We start from the raw sequence: 13,246 nt of genomic DNA, 5'->3' as shown, positions 1-13,246 counted from the left end.
TCCGCGACTAGAACAAAGTCACAAAAGCGGAGGACGAGATGAGCAAGGACGCGGGAACGATCCGGATCGGCATCGGCGGTTGGACCTTCGAGCCTTGGCGAGGCACGTTCTATCCTGAAAAACTGTCGCAGAAGCGCGAGCTGGAATATGCCGCAAGCAAGCTGACCTCGATCGAGGTCAACGGCACTTACTACGGCTCGATCAAGGGCGACAGTTTTGCCAAATGGTATGACGAGACCCCCGAAGGGTTTGTCTTTTCGCTCAAGGCGCCGCGTTTCGCCACCAATAAGAGGGTGCTGGCCGAGGCCGGCGGTTCGATCGAAAAATTCTTCGACAGCGGCATTCTGCTGCTCAAGGAAAAGCTCGGGCCGATCAACTGGCAGTTCATGGGCACGAAGAAATTCGATCCGGACGATTTCGAGAAATTCCTGAAACTGCTGCCGCAGGAGGTGGATGGCCGCAAGATCCAGCACGCCGTCGAAGTCCGGCATGAGAGCTTCGGCGCGCCGGATTTCATCGCGCTGCTCAGGGAATACAAGGTGGCGATCATCACCGCTGGCGATTCGGAATTCCCTGAGATCGCCGATATTACAGCCCCCTTCGTCTATGCCCGGATCATGGGTACGACCGAGGACCACGCCAAGGGCTATGCGCCGAAGGTGCTCGACCGCTGGGCCGAAAGGGCGAAGGAATGGGCTGCGGGCAAGGTGCCGGATGACCTCAAGGCCGCATCGAAGGATCAGCCGAAGGCCGAGGCGAGGGACGTGTTCCTCTATGTGATCAGCGGCTTCAAGGAGCGCAACCCGCATGCGGCGATGGAGCTGATCGAGCGGGTGAAGTAGGCTCAGCGGATGGAGTGCGCCTTCAGTTTCGGGCCGTAATAGTCGACCTTGACGAGTGCTTTAGCGAAGATATTGGCGTAAGGCACGTAGCCAACCTGAAAGCGGCTGTCGGCGCTGTTGTCGCGGTTGTCGCCGAGGACAAAGCAATGTCCCGGCGGCACCATGAATTCCTGCGTGTTGTCGCCATCGCCATTGTCGGTGATTTCCATGACATCGTAGCTCGTTCCATCGGGGAGCGTTTCCCGATAGATCGCATCCCCATCATAGCCGGGCGTCCGGCCGTGATAGTGCGCGACGAGGTGGCGAGGCAACGGCTTGCCGTTAAGGTAGGTCATGCCATCGATCATTTGCACATGGTCACCGGCCAGGCCAATGACACGCTTGACATAGCTGATAGATGGATTGGGAGGATAGGCGAAGAAGACGACATCCCCCCGCTTCGGCACGCCTTTCATAAGCTGGAACTCCGGCAGATCAGCCTTTATCGGCGAGGGGATCGAGAACTGGTCGTAGCCGTAGCTGAATTTCGTGCCGATCACATAGTCGCCTATGTCGAAGGTCGGCACCATTGAGCCCGCCGGAATCGTAAACGGTTCAAAGATGAAGATGCGCATCAAAAGGGCCAGGCCGAGCGCCGGTAAAGTCAACGGGTCCATGAGAATTCCATCTTGATTTGGCGCCACGCAAACCTGCGGCGAGGGAGCCAGTCGAGCGGGTGAAAGTAGAGACGCACGTCACTGGATTGTTCGAAACGGAAAACCGGGCTTCGTGCCGTCATAAACAGAGAGCGCCTTGGCATAGATATAGTGCTCGGGAACAAAGCCCATACTGAATCGGCTATCGTTGCTGTTGTCCCGGTTGTCGCCGAGCACGAAATAGTGACCAGGCGGAACCGTGAAGATCTGAGTATTGTCGCCTTCGGCGTCGTCGCTCAGATCCAGCGTCAGATAGGTCCTCCCGCCGGGGAGGGTTTCGCGGAAGACTGGGACCTCGGAATATGAGACGCCGTTATCATTGCCGGTATTGGTGTAGGTACCGGCTGGTTCGCGTTTCACCGCCAAGTTGTTCAGATAGAGAATTCCGTCCTTCATTTGCACTCGGTCGCCGGGCAGGCCGATCACTCGCATGATCTGGTTTATGCTTGGGTCGCTGGGCCGGCCGAATATGACCATGTCGCCGCGGGCGGGCGGGATTCTGAGCAGGGAAAAACTAGCGAGGCCCCGCATGAAGTGGATCGAAAACTCGCTGTAGCCATAGGCCATTTTTGACGCCAACAGATAATCGCCGATCACAATAGTGGGAATGTTCGCCCCCGATGGGATGGTGAACGGCTGCAGGATGAATGACCGCATACCGAATGCAATTGTGAACGGTACAAGAAGGAAGATCGGGATGACTCCATACCATCTGGAATACCACTTGTATTGCATTCCTGGCGGGATCCGGCGCGCCAAGATGAATGTGTGAACAAGGCCGACCAAGAGAAACAGCAGCACGATTCCGGCTATGGCAGCATAGATGCCCGGGCGGGTTTCACCGACGAACAGGATGCCCGCAAAGGGACAGATCAGAACAGTCAGAATGAAATAGACAATGCTGAGCCGCCCGCGCCCGATATAGGCCATGCCAGCCGGGACGCCGAGGCAATAACTGACAAGGACTGCGACAAGCGGATGACGATTGCGAAATGGGGTTAATATGCTCATTTTAAATCACTGATATACAGACTTGGACCTGACGCCATCCTTGCTTGTTCCCTACGTCAAATCAAGCAGTGCGTTCGTCGCAATCCGAAAAATCAGACAGCCGTCGCGCGTCCCCTGAGATAGGGAAACCAATCCTCCCTGAGCCGCTGTCCCGGCTGCATGTTATGCCCCGGATAGGATGGCGAAGTGCGGCCCGGCCGTTCGACATAGCGGGCGTCGTCGCCGACAAGGCGCAGCGAGAAGGCGCGGCGGCGGATGCCGCTGTCGTTGCCGCGGGCGCCGTGCAGGGTGAGGAAGTTGAAGGCCACGGCGTCGCCCGGCTGCATGTCCCATTCGAGGGTTTTCATTCCCTCCGCATCCGGGTTCGGCACCGGCATATAGGCGCTCGGGTCGGGATAGAAATTCTGCTCCGACAGCCAGCGGGTCGGCAGCACCTGCTTTTCCCAGAGATGCGAGCCGGCGACGCAGCGCAGGCTGGCCTCTTTCACCGGATCGAGCGGCGACCAGAAGCTGACCGTCTGGCGTCCTTCGACGAAATAATAGGGCCCATCCTGGTGCCATGGCGTCGGCTTGGAAGTCTGCGCCTCCTTCACCAGAACATGGTCGTGGAACATCTGCACCGTCTCGGATTGCATCAGCGCCGCGGCGACATCCGCCACAAGCGGCTGGCGGATGACATCGGAAAATTCCGCAATGCGCTCCCAGTTGCAATAGTCGTCGAAGAAGCGGCCGCTTTCGCCGGGTTTCAGGTTCTCGGAGGCAGAAGGGCCCGGCTCGTCCATGTTGCGCTTGATGCCGGCCCGCAGTTCTTCCACCCAGGACGCAAACAGGCCTTTGACCAGCACCGCGCCGTCGCACTGACAGTCCTCGATCATTTGGGGGGGGGACGAGGTCGGTTGCCTGCATGTCGACATCCTTGCTTTTCGCTGGCGGGTGTCACAGGTCCGGACCGTTTGTCGATCCGCCGCAAGCTGGTGTGCCTTGCGGGGTCTGTTTGGCGTTGGAGATTGGTTCTTACGCCCGCACGGCTATGGGACGCGTCGTCGCACAGCCGCTCGGCCTCGTGTCCGGGATCGAGGTGGGCGTTATCCCATCAGGGTTTTCGCACGATCTCGTTGTCGCGGCGGGCTTCCGGGTTCTGTCCCCGTTCGATCTCGGCCGGCTTGGAAATCGGTTGCACGCCATTGGCAGCAACGTCATGCATGGCTGGGTCCGTCGCCGATGTCGAGACGTCCGGGATCACGCCCGTCGTCGACAGTTGTGTCCCCAGATAGCTCGCCTCCGGCGTATCGGCCTCGTCCCGGACGACTTCCGGCGTGTCGCCGCCAAAGGCGCGTTTGATTCTTTCCATGATGCCCATATCGGGACTCCTCATGCCTCAGCCGGGCAGCACGGGCGTGCCTGGATGGAAGACGACAAAATACATCACTGCTATCATGCAGGCGATGGAGAAGATCGTGGCCACGAAGGTCATCATGCCACGACGGGCGTTCTGTCCTGTGCTTTTCATGTCTTTGCAATGATTCGCCGGGTGAAAAGTTCCGTCGGGCCGCCCGTTCGCACTTGAAGACGGTTCGATGAAACTTCCTGAGAGCCGGAGCTCTGCCGAGACAGCGTAAGTTGAAAGCCCGTGGCGCTGCGAGATTCCAGGAGCTTTGCCATTCCCGAGGGTCGCGGAAAAAACAACGGCACCTCACCAGTTTCGTAAATCAAACGAATATTACGTGGCAAATCCACCGTTGTTCCGAACGGAACAGCGTCGAGCGGCCCATTCCGATAAGTTTTAGTCAGCATTTGCCAAGAGGGAATCCTCTACTCGCCCCTCCCAGACGATCCGATTCCCGTTCAACGAAAGGAATACGTCATGCCAGGCATTCATAACTCCATCATCAGCACGCCGCTTTTCGAGGAATACACTGCCCAGGGCTATGTTTGGGCGCATCAATCGAATTCATTCGTGCATGGGCGGTTCGAAACCGCGATCACCGACACGGTGGCGGATTTCGATGCGGTGAACTCGGTCTATTCCTACGTTCACACCATGTTCGGGATCTACAAGGATTACGCGATGAACGACATGCTGGCGAAGGACCAGGATGTCGATGTCGTCATCAGCGATACTGCCGCCAACATTGCCGCGCTATCGCCTTACGACGGTTCGATCTTCGGTGGATTGTCGCACGCCTCGAGCATCGAATTCAGCATCAGCGACGGAAAGGTCGCAACGCTCTCCTTCGAACTCGGGCAGGCCATCCAGTCGATGAGCGCGACATTTGCGCAAGGCAATGTCGTCAACTGGGAGGGTACAGCCGGCAATGATACCATGTATGCCGCGGTCCAGGCGGTCGCCAATGCACCGGTATTTGTCCTCGCCGACCATTTGCGCCTCGATGGCCTGGGTGGTGATGACACGCTGCGCGGTGGCGCCACCGTCGATCGCCTTTCCGGCGGCGCCGGCTTTGACACTTTGATCGGCGGCGGCGGCGCCGACACGTTTCGGTTTTCGACCGCTGCGGCCGCTGATAATGTCGACCAGGTCATGGGCTTCGATGTCAGCGCCGACTCGTTCGAATTCACCCATCACGCCTACAAGCAGCTCGACGTTGGCACGCTTGCAGCCTCCGAATTCAAGATCGGTGCTGCCGCCACGACCGCCAACCAGCATATCATCTACAATGCCGGCACCGGCGACCTCTTCTACGACGCCGATGGCTCGGGCCACGGTGCGGCGGTCGAGATCGCCCATCTCGATCCGAACCTGGCCCTGACTGCCGGGGATTTCCATACAGTCTGATCGCACGGCTGACCGAGCAATGGCGCAACAGGTGCCGACGACTTTCTGTATCTGTTGTTTCAACCAAACAAACAATCGCCGGCTCCGATGAGCCGGCGCTATTGGCTTATCCAGGCACTCGCCGATTCACCGCATGCCACCGTGGTCGCATAGCCGAGGGCATGGGAGATGGAGTTATGGGGCAGATATCATTGACAGCCGGTTGAAGGCTGGGTGATTGTCTGGGCGAGATGGGATGATGGAAGTGGTTGATCTCGCAGCACTACCGGTTTGGGTGAGCTACACGGCTGCTGCCGTGGCATTGGGGGGCATTGGCCTCGTTGTTTATGCAATCCTGCGGAAAGCGTCAGAATTGGGGGCGATGAGGCAGGTTTTTCCGGTTGTCCTCGTTTCGCTTTATCCAATTTTGCACAACAAAACCGCAGCCGTTTACTTCGACAACGTGTTGGAGGCTCAAAGAACCAACGAAGGTCTTCCGAAAATGATCGATGCAGAAGCAAGGCTGGATCGTGTTTCTATGCCTGCTGGTGAGGTTGACTACGATTATACGCTGTTTGGAAACGCGGCAGCTGTCGCCAACGAAGATAATATAGATCAGATAATACCGGCGGTATGCCCCAGCATCAGCAAACTTCTTCTTTCTGGAACACCTGAGATGTTTGGGCTAACCTTCAGAAAAGACGGAAGTTCGAAAAAACTGGTAGTGGAGATCACCCAGAGGGACTGCTATTGAGCAGTACGGCTCAGCCTTCCTTGAGGCTTAGCTCGTTGAAATTACTATATATATTCGGCAAAGCAGAAGGTTTTGGTGCCCCATGCCGGACTCGAACCAGCACTCCTTTCGGAACTCGATTTTGAGTCGAGCGCGTCTACCAATTCCGCCAATGGGGCAATGTCAGTGAGGATCACGGAAGACAGCGGCGGACTATACGAAGGAACGCCGCCCGGTCAACCGGTTTTTCGCGCGGCGTTCGTGTTTTTGAACAGAGACTCAGACGCTTGCCCGGTTGAGCGTGTCCATGTCCTCGGCAGAAAGCCTGAGGGCTGCGGCTTTGGCAAAACTCTCGACCTGACTGACCTTGCTGGCGCTGGCGATCGGCGCGGTAATGCCGGGGGCCGCCATCAGCCAGGCTAGCGCCACTTCGGCCTGGTCGGCGCCGTGGCGAGCGGAGACCTCGTCCAGAGCCGCGAGAATCCCAAACCCGCGCTCGTTGAGGTATTTTGCGGAGCTGCTGCCGCGCTGACTTTTGTCCAAGTCCTTCTCCGAGCGATATTTGCCGGTGAGGAAGCCCGAGGCAAGACCGTAATAATTGACGACGCCCAGGCCCTCCCTGATGCAGAGATCGCGCAACGGGCCTTCGAACTTCGAGCGGGCATAGAGATTGTATTCCGGCTGCAGCACCTGATAGCGCGGCAAGCCGTTGTCCTTGGCGACTTTCAGCGCCTCGCCGAGTTGCTCGGCATCGAGGTTCGAGCAGCCGATCGACTTGACCTTGCCGGCCTTCAGCAGCGTGTCATAGGCGCCGAGCGTTTCGGCATAGGGGGTGTCCGGGTCCGGCCAGTGGGAGAAATAGAGATCGATCGCATCGACACCGAGGCGGCGCAGCGAATTGTCGACCTCTTCGAGAATCCAGTGTGCCGACAGGTCCTTCTTGGTCATCGAGGCATTCATTTCCGAGCCGACCTTGGTGAATACCACGACCTGATCGCGCTTGGTGGGGTTGGCCTTCAGCCATTTGCCGATGATCGTTTCCGATTCGCCGCCCTGGTTGCCGGGGACCCAGCGCGAATAGGCATCGGCGGTGTCGATGGCGTTGAAGCCGTGGTCGACAAAGGCGTCGAGAACGGCAAAACTCTGCTTTTCGTCGATGGTCCAGCCGAACACATTGCCGCCGAGGACGAGCGGGGCGATGTCGAAGCCGGTATTTCCAAGCGGGCGTTTTTCCATGTCGTCATCTCCTTTTGCCGTCGCAGAAAAGAGCGCGGCACGCCCAAAATCAAGCGCAATTGCCTGAAATCGGTACGGCCGGCATCACATCAAAGTGTAGCTTTGCAGCGCCGCAGCGGTTTACAAATCCGTGAGGGGCTGCATAAAGATGCCAGCCATTTCAACCGGGATGAACATGCTGAAGCGCCTCTACGACTGGACCATCCGCCTTGCCGAACGTCCCTCCGCCGAAATCTGGCTGTTCATCATCGCCTTCGTCGAAAGCTCGATCTTTCTGGTGCCTGCCGAAGTGCTGTTCCTGCCGATGGCGATCGCCAAGCCCGAACGCGTCTGGCGCTATGGCCTGATCGCGGCGCTCGGCTCGATCCTCGGCGGCGTCGCCGGCTGGCTGATCGGTTACTATTTCTTCGAGGCGATCGCCCGGCCGATCCTCGAATTCTATAACGGCATGCATGAATTCGAAAAGCTGAAGTCCTATGTCAATTTCGAGGTGATCCTGCTTTTCCTGGTGACGTCGGGGCTGGCGCATCTGCCGCCACTGAAGGTTGTGACCATTCTTTCCGGCGTGCTGCAGGTCAATCTGCTGTTCTTCTTCCTCGCGGCGGTCGTGGCGCGCGGCGGCAAATTCGCGCTGCTGTCCTGGCTGTTTGCGAAATATGGCGTGTCGATCCGCGATTTCATCGAAAAGCGCCTCAATCTCATCGCAGGCTTGGTGGCGGCGGTGCTGGTCGTCGCCTATGTCGTCTATCTCCTCGTGAAACACTGACCGGATTTGTCCATGACCGCACTCGCTTCCCCTGGCCGCCAGTCGATCCCCGCCGTCCTATTGCTGACGCTCGGCATGGCGGTCGTCATCCTGTCGGCGCTCGGCCTGGAATATTTCGGCCATTACATTCCCTGCGAGCTCTGCCTCAAGGAGCGCATTCCCTATTATGTCGGCATTCCCCTGGCGATCCTGGCGATCCTCTCGGCCGGGCTGAAGATGCCGGCGACCACGACGCGCGTGCTGATCGGCATCGTCGTGATCGCCATGCTGATCGGCGCGGGGCTGAGCGTCTATCACGCCGGCGTCGAGTGGAAATTCTGGGAAGGACCGTCGAGCTGCACGGCTTCGCTCAATACGATTTCCAAGAGCGCTGGCGATCTGCTGAGCGACCTCTCCACCCAGCATGAGCCGTCCTGCAGCGAAGCGGCGCTGCGCATTCTCGGCCTGTCGCTCTCCGGCTGGAATGTGGTGGCGACGCTGGTGCTTGCCGTGATCGGCGTTTTCGCAGTGCGGAAGGCGTGAAATAGCGCCTGTTATCGCTCGAGGGTCTCATGAACGCGTTCGAACGCATGGAGGTCATTGCCGGCGACATTACGCGGCTCGATGTCGATGCCATCGTCAATGCCGCGAATTCCTCGCTGCTCGGTGGCGGTGGCGTCGATGGCGCGATCCATCGTGCGGCAGGCCCGGACCTCGTGCATGAGTGCCGGTTGCTGGGCGGATGCAAGACCGGCGAGGCAAGGGTTACGGGCGGTTATCGTCTGAAGGCCCGGTTCATCATCCACACTGTTGGTCCGGTATGGCGTGGCGGCGGCAATGGAGAGCCTGCGCTGTTGGCGTCCTGTTACGAAAACAGCATGCGGTTGGGAGCAGCCAAGCAGGTTCGGTCGATAGCGTTTCCCGCCATCAGCTGCGGAATTTATAAATATCCGCCGGAATTGGCTGCGGAGATCGCACTGGAGCGGGTTGCCCGGTTCATCGAGCAAGATCACTCCATTGAACGCGTCCTGTTTGCGTGCCTGCCGGGACAAGTCTTCGATATCTACGCCGCGACGCTCGACAGAGCCAAGCATGGCGGCTTCAGCAAAATCTGATGCCGGACTTGTCTGACGGTTCTTGCAATTGCGCCGACGGTGCCCGGCCTCACGAAGACGCTTATGGCTGCAGTTCGGTATCCCAGTAGAGATAGTCGAGCCAGCTGTCGTGCAGGTAGTTCGGCGGGAACAGTCGGCCGTTGTTATGCAGGTCCTGCACTGTCGGCCGGTAGGGCTTCTGGTGCGGGAACATGCCGGCCTGGCGCGGCAGCTTCGAGCCCTTGCGCAGATTGCACGGTGCGCAGGCGGTGACGACATTTTCCCACGTCGTCTGGCCGCCGAGCGCACGGGGCGTGACGTGATCGAAGGTCAGGTCGTCATCGGAATTGCAATACTGGCACTCGAACTTGTCGCGCAGGAAAACGTTGAAGCGTGTGAAGGCCGGATAGCGCGACGGCTGCACGTAAGACTTAAGGCAGACAACGCTCGGCAGCTTCATCGAATAGCTGGGCGAGGACACCGAGTGCTCGTATTCGGCAATGATATTGACGCGATCGAGGAAGACGGCCTTGATGGCGTCCTGCCAGGACCAGAGAGAAAGCGGGTAATAACTCAGCGGCCTGTAGTCCGCATTGAGGACCAGGGCGGGAAGCGACTGGGGTGACACTGCAATCGTCAAGTCAAGCTCCTGAACGATTCGAATTCCCTGCTTTACTCATACTAGTGGTATTGCGACAGGATTGTGAAGTCCTGAAAAGAAAGAGTTTTTTGTACTCCCAGATTTTAGGTGACAGGGATGCCCTGCCGTCCGTTTCTCACCCCATAGTACGCCCAAAGGACGCGGGCAGCAATCGAACGATAGGGCTGCCAGCGCAGCGCCATGGCGCGGAAGGCCTTGTGCTGGGGTCGCTCGGCAAGCCCGAAGGCCTCTGCTGCGGCACTTTGAAGCGCGATGTCGCCGGTGGGGAAGACATCRGGATGGCCGGCACAGAACAGCAAAAAAACTTCCGACGTCCAGAGGCCGATGCCTTTCACCGCCGTGAGTTCGGCGATCGCCACCTCGGCATCGAGGAAGGCGATCCGTTCGAGATCGAGGCCGTCGCGGCAGGCCGATGCCAGGCCGCGCAGCGTCGATTCCTTGGCGCCGGAGAGGCCGGTCGTCCGCAACTCCTCGACGCTCAAGGCAAGGATGCGGTCCGGCGTGATCGTGCCGGCCAGCGACTCCAGCCGCCGCCAGATCGCATCGGCCGAGGCGCGCGACACGACCTGGCCGACGACGATATGTGCCAGCCCCTCATAGGCCGGCGGGCGGTGGCGCAGGGGAATATGGCCCGCCGCCTCGACGACCGGGGCGAAGGCCGGGTCGGTCTTCAGAAGCGCTTGCACGCCTGCGGCAATGTCAGCTTCGGTGCGGATCGGCTGCATCAGAACTTGTCTTTATCAATCAGAACTTGTCTTTGCGGCTCCGGATCTCGGCGAAGACTTCCCAGTCCTCAGCACCCTCCATGCCGAGATGCTTGCGGATTTCGGCATCGTCCGCCCGGAGGAAGGGATTGGTGCGCTTTTCGAGCCCGATCGTGGTCGGGCAGGTATGGCCGCCCTCGGCGCGCAGTGTTTCGATTTCCTTGACGCGGGTGACGAGCTCGGAATTGCGCGGATCGATGGTCAGCGCGAAGCGGCCATTGGTCAGCGTATATTCATGGCTGAAATAGACGATCGTGTCGTCCGGCAGCGCCTTGAGTTTGGAAAGCGAGGTCCACATTTCCCTGGCGGAAGCCTCGAACAGCCGGCCGCAGCCGAGCGCAAACAGCGTGTCGGCGGAGAATAGCAGTTTGTCCTCAGGCAAATAGTAGCAAATGTGGCCGGCGGTGTGGCCGGGCGTCTCGATCACTTCGACCGGATGGCCGGCAAAGGAGAACTGGCCGCCATCGCCGAAGGCGAAGCCGATGCCGGGAATCTTGTCGGCCTCATTCTTCGGCCCGGTGATCTGGACATCAAAGCCGTCCTTGAGCGCCAGATTGGCCTCGACATGGTCATGGTGATGATGGGTAGTGAAAATGTCGGTCAGGTTCCAGCCGCGACGATTGAGCGCGTCGAGGATCGGCCTTTCTTCTGGTGCGTCGATCGATGCCGTCTTCCCTGACACGGGGTCGTGCAGGAGGATGCCGAAATTGTCCTGGCGGCAGGGAAAGAGTTCGATTTCGAGTTCAGCCATGGGGTCCCTCCATGTGGCTTGCCTGAAATGCGACCAAAGCGCGTCGCGATCCATGGGTTCGCTCCGGCGCTTTGGTTCTTTGTTTGCRCATCTCTTTATCCCGAAACCGGTTCCCACTTTCGGGAGACATGCGTGGCGCGCCCGCACATTTAGGATATGAGCGCTTGAAGTCCAGCCCGAGCCGGCTACATTTGCCGGATGCAGACGGACATCGTTGATTTGAGAGAGTTTTATTCGTCGCCGCTCGGACAGGCGGCGGAGGCGTCGATCAGTCAGGCGCTGAAGACGCTCTGGGCGCGCCTGCCGGACGAGCGGTTGATCGGGCTCGGCTATGCGCTGCCTTATCTGGAGCGGTTCCGGGAAGGGGCAGAGCGCACGTTTGCCTTCATGCCGGCCGGGCAGGGGGCAGTCAACTGGCCGGCCGGGGCGCTGTCCTCCACCGCGCTGGTGTTCGACGAGGATCTTCCTTTGCCGGATTCCTCCATTGACCGCATCCTCCTGGTGCATTCGCTGGAATTCGCCGAGAATCCCCGCGAAATGCTGAAAGAGATCTATCGTGTGCTGGCGCCGGGCGGGCGGCTGGTGATCGTGGTGCCGAACCGGCGCGGTGTCTGGGCGCGGCTCGAGCATACGCCCTTCGGCGCCGGCCGGCCCTATTCGCGGGGGCAATTGACCTCGCTGTTGCGGGAGACCAATTTCACGCCGGGGGCCTTTGCCGGCGCCCTGTTCTATCCGCCCTACCGTTCCCGGCTGCTGTTGCGATTGTTCCATAGCCTGGATCCGCTTGGCCGGCGTGCCTTGCCGCTGTTTTCCGGCGTCATCGCTGCCGAGGCGCAGAAGCGGCTCTACCAGGGTCTGCCGGTGTTCGCGCGCGCCTCGCGCCGTGTGTTCGTGCMGGTGCTGGCGCCGCAGGGCATGCCGACGGCGCGCAGCCTGCCGCCCGACAAATAACAGAACGCTTCCATTTAAGCTTGAAAGGCTCTAATGGCTGCCGGCAATGAATTTTCGGCGGATTTTCAACAGATGAGCGATGTCCAGTTCAACAAGATCGCCCTGATCGGCATCGGCCTGATCGGCTCCTCGATCGCGCGCGCGGTCAAGGAAAAGCATCTCGCCAACGAGGTGTCGATCACCACGCGCAGTGCGCTGACGCTGGCGCGCGCCGAGGAACTGGGACTTGGCACCTTCTATACGGAAAGCGCCGTCGAATGCGTGCACGACGCCGACCTGGTGATCGTCTCCGTGCCGGTCGGTGCCTCGGGGGCGGTTGCGGCTGAAATCGCGCCGGGCCTGAAGCCGGGTACCATCCTGACCGATGTCGGCTCGACCAAATCGTCGGTCATCGCGCAGATGCTGCCGCATGTGCCGGCCGGCGTGCATTTCATCCCCGGGCACCCGATCGCCGGCACGGAGCATTCCGGTCCCGATGCCGGCTTTTCCAGCCTGTTCCAGGGCCGGTGGTGCGTTCTGACGCCGGTACCGGGCACCGAGGAGGCTGAGGTCGAAAAGCTTGGCGCCTTCTGGGAGGCGCTCGGGTCGCGCGTCGATCGGATGGAAGCTGGCCATCACGACAAGGTGCTGGCGATCGTCTCGCATCTGCCGCACCTCATCGCCTACAATATCGTCGGCACGGCCGAGGACCTGGAGACCGTGACGGAATCGGAAGTGATCAAATATTCTGCCTCCGGTTTCCGTGACTTCACCCGCCTTGCCGCCTCCGATCCGGTGATGTGGCGCGACGTCTGCCTGCACAACAAGGATGCGATCCTGGAAATGCTGGCGCGGTTTTCGGAAGACCTCGCCTCGCTGCAGCGATCGATCCGCTGGGGCGAGGGCGACAAACTGTTCGATCTCTTTACCCGCACGCGCGCCATCCGCCGCGAGATCGTCGAGGCGGGGCAGGATACGGCGGCGGCGGATTTCGGCCGGCGCGGATAGTCC

Annotated in this window: 17 protein-coding genes and 1 tRNA gene; 8 read left to right on the top strand and 10 right to left on the bottom strand. The window is 59.8% G+C overall.

The window, feature by feature from the left end:
* The first annotated feature begins 38 nt into the window (after nt 1-38).
* The gene (locus tag AC1D06_RS07530) at nt 39-842 is read left to right on the top strand and encodes a DUF72 domain-containing protein (protein WP_477878305.1); all 804 of its coding nucleotides are present in this window, start codon (nt 39-41) and stop codon (nt 840-842) included.
* A 2-nt stretch (nt 843-844) separates the two neighbouring features.
* Here the strand turns inward: AC1D06_RS07530 and lepB (AC1D06_RS07525) are convergent, their stop codons facing one another.
* The 5 genes from lepB (AC1D06_RS07525) to AC1D06_RS07505 form a co-directional block, all read right to left on the bottom strand.
* A complete protein-coding gene (lepB, locus tag AC1D06_RS07525; protein WP_477985773.1) occupies nt 845-1,498 on the bottom strand; it encodes a signal peptidase I in 654 nt (217 codons plus the stop codon).
* 78 nt (nt 1,499-1,576) lie between these two features.
* Nucleotides 1,577-2,467 carry a signal peptidase I gene (gene lepB, locus AC1D06_RS07520; RefSeq protein WP_477878303.1) on the bottom strand — a complete coding sequence of 297 codons (891 nt, stop codon included), beginning with the start codon at nt 2,465-2,467 and terminating at the stop codon, nt 1,577-1,579.
* A 173-nt stretch (nt 2,468-2,640) separates the two neighbouring features.
* Nucleotides 2,641-3,423, bottom strand: a complete 783-nt coding sequence (locus AC1D06_RS07515) for a phytanoyl-CoA dioxygenase family protein (protein ID WP_477985772.1) — start codon at nt 3,421-3,423, stop codon at nt 2,641-2,643.
* Nucleotides 3,424-3,641: 218 nt separating this feature from the next.
* Nucleotides 3,642-3,899, bottom strand: coding sequence for a hypothetical protein (locus AC1D06_RS07510; RefSeq protein WP_477985771.1), 258 nt, complete (start codon nt 3,897-3,899; stop codon nt 3,642-3,644).
* A 27-nt stretch (nt 3,900-3,926) separates the two neighbouring features.
* Nucleotides 3,927-4,058, bottom strand: a complete 132-nt coding sequence (locus AC1D06_RS07505; protein ID WP_477985770.1) for a hypothetical protein — start codon at nt 4,056-4,058, stop codon at nt 3,927-3,929.
* A 354-nt stretch (nt 4,059-4,412) separates the two neighbouring features.
* Between AC1D06_RS07505 and AC1D06_RS07500 the strand changes: the two genes are divergently transcribed.
* Both AC1D06_RS07500 and AC1D06_RS07495 read left to right on the top strand, forming a co-directional pair.
* On the top strand, nt 4,413-5,342 hold the full coding sequence (locus AC1D06_RS07500; RefSeq protein ID WP_477985769.1) for a hypothetical protein: 930 nt from the start codon (nt 4,413-4,415) through the stop codon (nt 5,340-5,342).
* Between the two features lie 235 nt (nt 5,343-5,577).
* On the top strand, nt 5,578-6,075 hold the full coding sequence (locus AC1D06_RS07495) for a hypothetical protein (RefSeq protein ID WP_477985768.1): 498 nt from the start codon (nt 5,578-5,580) through the stop codon (nt 6,073-6,075).
* Nucleotides 6,076-6,148: 73 nt separating this feature from the next.
* Here the strand turns inward: AC1D06_RS07495 and AC1D06_RS07490 are convergent.
* Both AC1D06_RS07490 and AC1D06_RS07485 read right to left on the bottom strand, forming a co-directional pair.
* Nucleotides 6,149-6,233, bottom strand: a tRNA-Leu gene (locus tag AC1D06_RS07490).
* 100 nt (nt 6,234-6,333) lie between these two features.
* A complete protein-coding gene (locus tag AC1D06_RS07485) occupies nt 6,334-7,290 on the bottom strand; it encodes an aldo/keto reductase (protein WP_477985767.1) in 957 nt (318 codons plus the stop codon).
* Nucleotides 7,291-7,465: 175 nt separating this feature from the next.
* On the opposite strand from AC1D06_RS07485, the gene AC1D06_RS07480 reads away from it, so the two are divergent.
* From AC1D06_RS07480 to AC1D06_RS07470, 3 genes are read left to right on the top strand one after another with little or no spacing between them, the layout of a single operon-like run.
* Nucleotides 7,466-8,056 carry a YqaA family protein gene (locus tag AC1D06_RS07480; protein WP_477878310.1) on the top strand — a complete coding sequence of 197 codons (591 nt, stop codon included), beginning with the start codon at nt 7,466-7,468 and terminating at the stop codon, nt 8,054-8,056.
* 12 nt (nt 8,057-8,068) lie between these two features.
* Entirely contained in the window at nt 8,069-8,578 is a 510-nt protein-coding gene (locus AC1D06_RS07475) for a disulfide bond formation protein B (RefSeq protein ID WP_477985766.1), read from the top strand.
* A 29-nt stretch (nt 8,579-8,607) separates the two neighbouring features.
* Nucleotides 8,608-9,150 (top strand): O-acetyl-ADP-ribose deacetylase, encoded by a 543-nt coding sequence (locus AC1D06_RS07470; RefSeq protein WP_477985765.1) that lies wholly within the window; start codon nt 8,608-8,610, stop codon nt 9,148-9,150.
* Between the two features lie 61 nt (nt 9,151-9,211).
* Here the strand turns inward: AC1D06_RS07470 and AC1D06_RS07465 are convergent, their stop codons facing one another.
* From AC1D06_RS07465 to gloB, 3 genes are all read right to left on the bottom strand, one after another.
* Nucleotides 9,212-9,769 carry an HNH endonuclease gene (locus tag AC1D06_RS07465; RefSeq protein WP_477878281.1) on the bottom strand — a complete coding sequence of 186 codons (558 nt, stop codon included), beginning with the start codon at nt 9,767-9,769 and terminating at the stop codon, nt 9,212-9,214.
* A gap of 104 nt (nt 9,770-9,873) precedes the next feature.
* Complete coding sequence (locus AC1D06_RS07460; RefSeq protein WP_477985764.1) at nt 9,874-10,515, bottom strand: DNA-3-methyladenine glycosylase family protein; 642 nt, start codon at nt 10,513-10,515, stop codon at nt 9,874-9,876.
* A 19-nt stretch (nt 10,516-10,534) separates the two neighbouring features.
* Entirely contained in the window at nt 10,535-11,305 is a 771-nt protein-coding gene (gene gloB, locus AC1D06_RS07455) for a hydroxyacylglutathione hydrolase (protein WP_477985763.1), read from the bottom strand.
* A gap of 198 nt (nt 11,306-11,503) precedes the next feature.
* On the opposite strand from gloB, the gene AC1D06_RS07450 reads away from it, so the two are divergent.
* Entirely contained in the window at nt 11,504-12,256 is a 753-nt protein-coding gene (locus AC1D06_RS07450; RefSeq protein WP_477985762.1) for a class I SAM-dependent methyltransferase, read from the top strand.
* A 72-nt stretch (nt 12,257-12,328) separates the two neighbouring features.
* Nucleotides 12,329-13,243 carry a prephenate/arogenate dehydrogenase family protein gene (locus AC1D06_RS07445; protein WP_477985761.1) on the top strand — a complete coding sequence of 305 codons (915 nt, stop codon included), beginning with the start codon at nt 12,329-12,331 and terminating at the stop codon, nt 13,241-13,243.
* Nucleotides 13,244-13,246: the final 3 nt, after the last annotated feature.

The sequence above is a fragment of the Rhizobium sp. P2_G2 genome, from assembly GCF_056403555.1.
The sequence above is the reverse complement of the archived record's forward strand: the minus strand, read 5'-3'. Positions and strand labels throughout refer to the sequence as shown.

Excerpts from the sequence above, each read along its gene's own strand:
- AC1D06_RS07530 (WP_477878305.1), top strand. The coding sequence starts at position 39 with ATGAGCAAGGACGCGGGAACGATCCGGATCGGCATCGGCGGTTGGACC.
- lepB (WP_477985773.1), bottom strand. The coding sequence starts at position 1,498 with ATGGACCCGTTGACTTTACCGGCGCTCGGCCTGGCCCTTTTGATGCGC.
- lepB (WP_477878303.1), bottom strand. The coding sequence starts at position 2,467 with ATGGCCTATATCGGGCGCGGGCGGCTCAGCATTGTCTATTTCATTCTG.
- AC1D06_RS07515 (WP_477985772.1), bottom strand. The coding sequence starts at position 3,423 with ATGATCGAGGACTGTCAGTGCGACGGCGCGGTGCTGGTCAAAGGCCTG.
- AC1D06_RS07510 (WP_477985771.1), bottom strand. The coding sequence starts at position 3,899 with ATGGAAAGAATCAAACGCGCCTTTGGCGGCGACACGCCGGAAGTCGTC.
- AC1D06_RS07505 (WP_477985770.1), bottom strand. The coding sequence starts at position 4,058 with ATGAAAAGCACAGGACAGAACGCCCGTCGTGGCATGATGACCTTCGTG.
- AC1D06_RS07500 (WP_477985769.1), top strand. The coding sequence starts at position 4,413 with ATGCCAGGCATTCATAACTCCATCATCAGCACGCCGCTTTTCGAGGAA.
- AC1D06_RS07495 (WP_477985768.1), top strand. The coding sequence starts at position 5,578 with ATGATGGAAGTGGTTGATCTCGCAGCACTACCGGTTTGGGTGAGCTAC.
- AC1D06_RS07485 (WP_477985767.1), bottom strand. The coding sequence starts at position 7,290 with ATGGAAAAACGCCCGCTTGGAAATACCGGCTTCGACATCGCCCCGCTC.
- AC1D06_RS07480 (WP_477878310.1), top strand. The coding sequence starts at position 7,466 with ATGCTGAAGCGCCTCTACGACTGGACCATCCGCCTTGCCGAACGTCCC.
- AC1D06_RS07475 (WP_477985766.1), top strand. The coding sequence starts at position 8,069 with ATGACCGCACTCGCTTCCCCTGGCCGCCAGTCGATCCCCGCCGTCCTA.
- AC1D06_RS07470 (WP_477985765.1), top strand. The coding sequence starts at position 8,608 with ATGAACGCGTTCGAACGCATGGAGGTCATTGCCGGCGACATTACGCGG.
- gloB (WP_477985763.1), bottom strand. The coding sequence starts at position 11,305 with ATGGCTGAACTCGAAATCGAACTCTTTCCCTGCCGCCAGGACAATTTC.
- AC1D06_RS07445 (WP_477985761.1), top strand. The coding sequence starts at position 12,329 with ATGAGCGATGTCCAGTTCAACAAGATCGCCCTGATCGGCATCGGCCTG.